At 45.1% G+C, this 4,974-nt stretch carries 3 protein-coding genes and 1 pseudogene; 2 read left to right on the top strand and 2 right to left on the bottom strand.

Annotated elements, in window-relative coordinates:
* Positions 1–714 (bottom strand): annotated as a pseudogene (locus B3O12_RS00020) (hypothetical protein); the annotation flags it as partial.
* A gap of 11 nt (positions 715–725) precedes the next feature.
* Complete coding sequence (locus B3O12_RS00015) at positions 726–1,118, bottom strand: bactofilin family protein (RefSeq protein ID WP_189629859.1); 393 nt, start codon at positions 1,116–1,118, stop codon at positions 726–728.
* A 217-nt stretch (positions 1,119–1,335) separates the two neighbouring features.
* Between B3O12_RS00015 and B3O12_RS00010 the strand changes: the two genes are divergently transcribed.
* A complete protein-coding gene (locus tag B3O12_RS00010) occupies positions 1,336–2,958 on the top strand; it encodes a M14 family metallopeptidase (RefSeq protein WP_189629860.1) in 1,623 nt (540 codons plus the stop codon).
* Between the two features lie 8 nt (positions 2,959–2,966).
* Positions 2,967–4,706 (top strand): M14 family metallopeptidase, encoded by a 1,740-nt coding sequence (locus tag B3O12_RS00005; protein ID WP_189629861.1) that lies wholly within the window; start codon positions 2,967–2,969, stop codon positions 4,704–4,706.
* Positions 4,707–4,974: the final 268 nt, after the last annotated feature.

Here is a 4,974-nt window from a genome sequence, read left to right as displayed (position 1 = left end):
TTTTTCTCCTTTGTCACCTTTAGGTCCCTGTATTCCGTGTTCACCCTGATCTCCCTTGTCGCCTTTATCTCCCTTAGGTCCTTGCGGCCCGGTATCACCTTTTTCCCCTTTGTCACCTTTAGGTCCCTGGATTCCTTGTTCGCCCTGATCTCCCTTGTCGCCTTTAAGCCCCTGAACTCCCTGAGGCCCAATAAGGGAAGTTCCGCTGCCCCAACTGCCTGCTGATTTAGGGCCGAAGAGTTGGTAAGAGGAGGTGTTGAGATAGAAGTCTCCGTCTGCACCAATGGAGGAGTCTGGGTTACTGGTTCCTGCATGAAATTTCTGCTGATACAGGTATTGACTTAAATCCACGCTTCCACCTTGTTCTAATGAGAGAATACCGGTTTGTGCATCGAAAGACAGTTGTTGGTATTGCCCTACCTGCACCGATCCGTTGCTCCTAAGGGCTGTCCAACCGGTGGGGGAGTAATAGTAAAAACCAGCCTCACCATCGGTTTGAAAAATGAGCAAACCCAAGGCAGGATTTTTAATATTGTCTCTTTGCTTGAGGGAAATTCGTGGTACCAAAAGTCCCTGACTGTCTGATTTCAGTTCTAAAATGGCACTTTCATCAGGTTTGAAGTCTGTTTTTCCGATTCCCACCGACTGCGCATTTGCCAAATTGATACAGGTCCAGAAAATGACCGTAGTGAGTAGTGTAGTTTTCCATCGCATAACCATAATGTTTAGGCTAGTTGTTGTTTTAAACTGATCTGTTTTATGTGTGTCGCGGTGGGGTCTTGCATTTGGCAAAGGCCATTGAATTGGGCTCCTTGCCTGATTGAGAGTTTGTTGGTGATTAGTTCACCATCGGCCAGAGCATGGCTTTCTAACAGGGTTTCTCCCTGAATTTGAGCTTTTCCTTGCCATTGACCATTAATAATAAGTCGCTCTGCTTTTATTTCGCCTAAGACTATAGAGCCTTTGGTGGTTTCTACCGAGCTTTCTGAACTTATTGTGCCGTGAAATGAACCACTAATAACCAGAGGAGAGTTTGTTTTGAGGTGTCCTTCTAAATGAGTACCCGCATCAATACGATTGATTGTTGGGTGGTTGTTCCTGTTTTGGTTAACTCTCATACGTTTAGCAGTTTTTTGGCTTAATAAACTTAGAGAGCTTGCAGTTCTTACTTCTGCAAATTTTACGCATTCAGTGGATTAGGTAATTCACCTAGCTGGACGGCCTAAACGCGCAGACCACTTATAACATTTCAGTACCGCTCAAGTTTGAGTCTGTTTAAATACGTATTGCCTTTCTGTTAATTCAGTACTTGAATTTTTATCAAAAAGAAACTCTATGAAACACAACTTACAGAAGCTTAGCCTTTTGGTAGGGATGTTTTGTATGGTTGCTATGGCATGGGCTCAGGAGTATACAACACTACCCCAACAGGCTCAAAGGCTGCGTAATCTTGCAAACTCTTCCAATATGGCTTCACTGAAATCGCTCACCAAAACTCTTGGGGGCAAAGACATTTGGATGCTCACGTTGGGTAAGGGCGATGCGGAAAGCAAGCCTGCCATTGCGGTAGTGGGGGGTGTAGAAGGTAGTCACCTGCTGAGTGTAGAAATGGCTCTTCGGTTTGCCGAAGGTATAATTTCAGATCATTCTGATGTACTCGATAACACGACCTTCTATGTCTTTCCTAACATGAGCCCCGATGCATATGAACAATATTTTGCAGCTCTTAAGTGGGAAAGAAGTGGTAATGCCAGGCCTACAGATGATGATCGGGACGGACGATTGAATGAAGATCCGTTTGATGATTTGGATGGTAATGGAATGATTACCTGGATGAGAGTTGAAGACCCTACAGGCGACTGGATTACACACCCGGCCGATAGTAGAATAATGATTAAAGCCGATCGCTCAAAAGGTGAAAAAGGTATGTACAAAGTCTTTACTGAAGGTAGAGATAATGACCTTGACGGTACCTTCAATGAAGATGGTGAAGGTGGAATACACTTCCGAAAAAACCTTACTTATGAGTACCCATACTTTGTGGCAGGTTCCGGAGAGCACTCCGTGTCTGAGTTGGAAAACAGGGCCTTGCTGGATATGCTCTATACCAAGTGGAATCTTTACGGAGTGTTTACTTTCGGTCCCGGTAACAACCTTTCGAGTCCCTGGAGATACAACAGAGCCGGAGCCTCTAAGCGTGTAGTTACGAGCATTTTGAACGATGATGCAGGGCTGAACAAGTACCTGTCTGATATTTACAATGAGACTGTTTCCCTGAAAAACGCACCGGACTCCGGAGAGCAAGGAGGCGATTTCCTTCAGTGGGCATATTTTCACTTTGGACGCCTGAGCGTGGGTACTCCCGGCTGGTGGGTGCCCACGGTAAAAGATGAAGAAGGGCAAGCTGCCAACAAAGACAAAAACCGAGAGGTAAATTTCCTGAGATGGGCAGAGCAGGAGGGTCTCACCAATTACTGGGTAGACTGGAAAGAGGTAAACCACCCGGATTTTCCTAATCAAAAGGTAGAGGTAGGTGGAATAGCACCTTTCGTGATGAATAATCCTCCATTGGCCAAAATTGGCGATGCAGCAAGAAACCACACCGACTTTATAGTGAAAATGGCCAAAATGCAGGCCAATGTTCAGCTGGTAAATCTTAAAACGGAAGCCGTTGGTAAGGGAATGACCCGAATCACCGTAGATGTGTATAATGGCGGAACCCTACCTACTCATACCGAAATGGGTACCCGCTCCAGGTGGTTGCAGCCAGTGAAGGTAGAGTTGAGCCTTGGTAACGGACAAGAGTTGATTTCCGGAAGAAAAATTCAAACACTCAGAAGCCTGGATGGTGATGCATCTGTGCAGTTTACCTGGTTGGTAAAAGGAAGTGGTACTGTCAAAATTCAGGCAGGTGCCTCACATGCCGGAGTAGATAGCCAAACTGTAAACCTTAAATAAGAGAACTGATGAAAAGATATATATCAAAAATATTTGCTGGTTTAGTTCTGGTAGGCTTAGCGCTACCCGGTATCAGTTTTGGACAGAATGCGGACGAAGTGTTCCGTGCTGCAGGTTCCCCCCATAACCCTAAGGTTAATATTGCCTTTAACCGATACTACACGGCCGAAGGCTTAGCCGAGCTTTCTAAGAAAATAGCCGATGCTCACCCTGATTTGGTAAAGCGAATATCGATTGGCAAGTCGTATGAGGGCAGAGACATATGGATGTTGCAGGTTACCAACTTTAAGAAAGGTAACCCCGAAAGAAAACCTGCATTTTATGTCGATGGAAACATTCACTCCAATGAGATTCAGGGAGCAGAAATCTGTATTTATACGGCCTGGTACCTAACCGAAAACTTTGGCGATGTAGACTACATTACCGAGGTACTGGACGACCGTATTTTTTACATAGTGCCTACTATTAACCCCGATGCCCGAAACAATTACATGAAAGAGGCCAATACCGGAAGTTCTCCTCGTTCGGGAATGATGCCATTTGATGATGATCGCGATGGTTTGGTAGATGAAGATGGTCTTGATGATTTGGATGGAGATGGTTCGGTAACGAGCATGCGAAGAAAAAGCGATTATGGAGACTTTATTATTGATCCGCTCGATCCGCGTAAAATGATTCAGATTGGGCCGGACGATGTAACTACCGCTCAGCGCTATGAGTTGCTAGGATCAGAAGGTATAGATAATGATGGTGACGGTCGAGTAAATGAAGACAGACCCGGTTATTATGATCCTAACAGGGATTGGGCCTGGAAATGGCAGCCCGATTATATTCAGGGAGGTGCATTAAAGTATCCGTTTAGTGTACCGGCCAACCGTGCTGTGGCCGATTTCGTATTGGCACATCCCAACATTGCCGGTGCTCAGAGTTTCCATAACTCAGGAGGAATGATTTTGAGAGGGCCTGGTGCCGAAGAAGATCTGGCGACTTATAATCGTGCCGACCTTCGAATTTATGATGCCATTGGTGAAAAAGGAGAGAAGATGCTCCCCGGTTACCGTTACCTAACGGTATATAAAGACTTGTACTCAGTATTTGGCGGTGAACTCGATTGGTTCTACGGAAGCAGAGGTATTTACACCTTCACCAATGAGATATTCTCAAGCTTTGCCTACTATAAGAATGAGCGTCCAGACAGAAATCAGAGCTATGATTTCGACCGGGAGTTGTTGGCCAACGATGCATTTACCCCCTGGGCTCCATATAATCACCCAACCTATGGAGAAATTGAGATAGGCGGGTTTAAGAAAAACTTCGGTAGGGCCACTCCGGGATTCATGCTGGAAGAAGAGCTTCACCGAAACATGGCCTTTGCACTTTACCATGCCCATCATATGCCTAAGCTGAGTATTGATAAGGTAATGGAAAAAGACCTGGGTGGTGGATTAAGGGAAATTACCGCCATTATTAAAAATGAGCGCCTAATGCCTACCCATGCTTCGCAAGACCTCAAGTATAAGATTGAGCGTCCGGACTACATTTCGATTGATGGTGTAAGTGTTCAGGCCGGAATGATTGTAGAAGACCTGGATCTTGGAATTACAACTGAGCAGAAGGTGAATCCTGCCAAGTTGGAAGTGGCCAATATTCCTGGAAATGGTACCGTTATCGTACGATGGATTGTAAGTGGTAGAGGCACACCAAAAATCACTGTAGATAGTGCTAAAGGTGGGCTGATAACCCGATAGTCATAGTTAGTTAATTTAAATGTGAAAAGCCGGCTTCGAAAGGAGTCGGTTTTTTTATGAAAATAGGGTTACTCATTTAGATTGCTTTTGTTAGACCCGGTATACTAGCCATAAGCTGTGTTTTCATAGCTCCTAATAAACCCGTTGGTGAACTGACGCCAATGGTAGCAAGGCGTAGAAATATATACCGTGTAGCTCAGGTAAGCGTATTCCATAATAGACGTACTTACGTAAGTCGCAAGAAGTGCATTTCTGAACCTTGCCTCCA

The sequence above is a fragment of the Roseivirga sp. UBA838 genome (genome assembly GCF_002296035.1).
Classification (GTDB): domain Bacteria; phylum Bacteroidota; class Bacteroidia; order Cytophagales; family Cyclobacteriaceae; genus Roseivirga; species Roseivirga thermotolerans.
The sequence above is the reverse complement of the archived record's forward strand: the minus strand, read 5'-3'. Positions and strand labels throughout refer to the sequence as shown.

Bases quoted from the DNA above. Each gene is read 5' to 3' on its own strand.
- B3O12_RS00010 (WP_189629860.1), top strand. From the start codon at position 1,336: ATGAAACACAACTTACAGAAGCTTAGCCTTTTGGTAGGGATGTTTTGT.
- B3O12_RS00005 (WP_189629861.1), top strand. From the start codon at position 2,967: ATGAAAAGATATATATCAAAAATATTTGCTGGTTTAGTTCTGGTAGGC.
- B3O12_RS00015 (WP_189629859.1), bottom strand. From the start codon at position 1,118: ATGAGAGTTAACCAAAACAGGAACAACCACCCAACAATCAATCGTATT.